This window comes from Vibrio sp. 05-20-BW147 (genome assembly GCF_013369385.1).
Lineage (GTDB): Bacteria > Pseudomonadota > Gammaproteobacteria > Enterobacterales > Vibrionaceae > Vibrio > Vibrio floridensis.
The window spans coordinates 1-1,168 of the sequence record NZ_SZTO01000084.1 but is presented as its reverse complement, the minus strand read 5'-3'; the positions used below and the strand labels follow the sequence as shown (position 1 = coordinate 1,168).

At 42.8% G+C, this 1,168-nt stretch carries 3 protein-coding genes and 1 pseudogene; all 4 read right to left on the bottom strand.

Annotated features, from left to right (window positions below; genetic code table 11):
- Window positions 1-57: 57 nt before the first annotated feature.
- Window positions 58-576 (bottom strand): GNAT family N-acetyltransferase, encoded by a 519-nt coding sequence (locus FC652_RS20115; protein ID WP_053809089.1) that lies wholly within the window; start codon window positions 574-576, stop codon window positions 58-60.
- Window positions 567-698 (bottom strand): DUF3265 domain-containing protein, encoded by a 132-nt coding sequence (locus FC652_RS20110; protein WP_369597891.1) that lies wholly within the window; start codon window positions 696-698, stop codon window positions 567-569. The genes FC652_RS20115 and FC652_RS20110 overlap by 10 nt, the downstream gene beginning before the upstream one ends.
- 42 nt (window positions 699-740) lie before the next feature.
- Window positions 741-959, bottom strand: a complete 219-nt coding sequence (locus FC652_RS20105) for a DUF6500 family protein (protein WP_021453865.1) — start codon at window positions 957-959, stop codon at window positions 741-743.
- Window positions 960-1,066: 107 nt separating this feature from the next.
- Window positions 1,067-1,168, bottom strand: a pseudogene (locus tag FC652_RS20100) (DUF3265 domain-containing protein); the annotation flags it as partial.

Sequence of the window (1,168 nt, the reverse complement as noted above, 5' to 3'; positions counted from 1 at the left end):
AACGCAAACTGAAAATGCCACGCGTGCCAAATCCCACTTAAACGCTTTGTTATACCGTTACTTACAGCTGACCCAATACCTAGCCAAAGGATTTGGAAACACCTTACCTAAAACAATTTTTTCAAACTCACCACCGTTAGCTTCGATGACACCACGCGATGCAAAGTTATCTTCATCAGCAGTCAGTAGTGCTCGCTCGATGCCAAGAGAGGCAGCTTTCGAAAGCGCCAACTTCAGCATTAACTTACCGTTGCCCTTTCCACGATATGAGGGGGCTATATCGTAGCCAATATGCCCAGCTTCTAAAGAGAGGAAATCATTGTCGATATTATGGCGAACCCGAATAGCTCCGAGGATTGACCTTGTACTATCTATCAGCCAAAAATGACTACATGGCACATAACCTTCACGCAAGTTTATACCCGCAGCTTCGTCACTCAAGCGCTGAATATATTTGGAAAAATCAATTTTACCTTCAAGGTAGTACTCAGCATTTTCAACATCGTTTTGAGCAAAGTCCTCATAGTAAGCTTCGAAAGCAGACTTAAACTCTTGCGATGGTACAACTAACTCCATGTAATTTTCTCCGATAAGGTATAACGCCGCGTTAAGGGGTGAATGCCGCATAAACCAGCTTTCCGCAGACCACTTTCACCACCAAAAACCACCGCATACCAAAAATGCCACGCGGCATGAATCCCTCTTTAACGCCTTGTTATGGCTTGGACTTAACGCGTTCTTTACTTGCCTGATTCAATCATTTCTATGATTTTATAGGCTTTTTCGAAGTGATCTAGCTGGTGAGTTTGAATCCACCAAGTAGCTGCCTCCATTAACAACTCTGGATCGTCGTTTTTATTAGCGAAAAATGCATAGAATGAAACTCCAACATTCTCGCCCTTTTGTGCGATTTTCTTAGCACAAACATCTAACACTTTACGACGTAAGGATTCACGCATTCATTATGTCCACTTAGATTGAATTAAAAACAATACTTTACACAACGAATAGAGCACAAACAACAAATACTGTTTATCCAAACAGTGCCATTTTTGAGGAAGCCATAACGCTGCGTTAAGGGGTGAATGCCGCCTAAACCAACTTCCCGTAAACCACTTTCACCACCAAAACTCGCCGCATACCAAAAATGCCACGCGGCATGAATCCC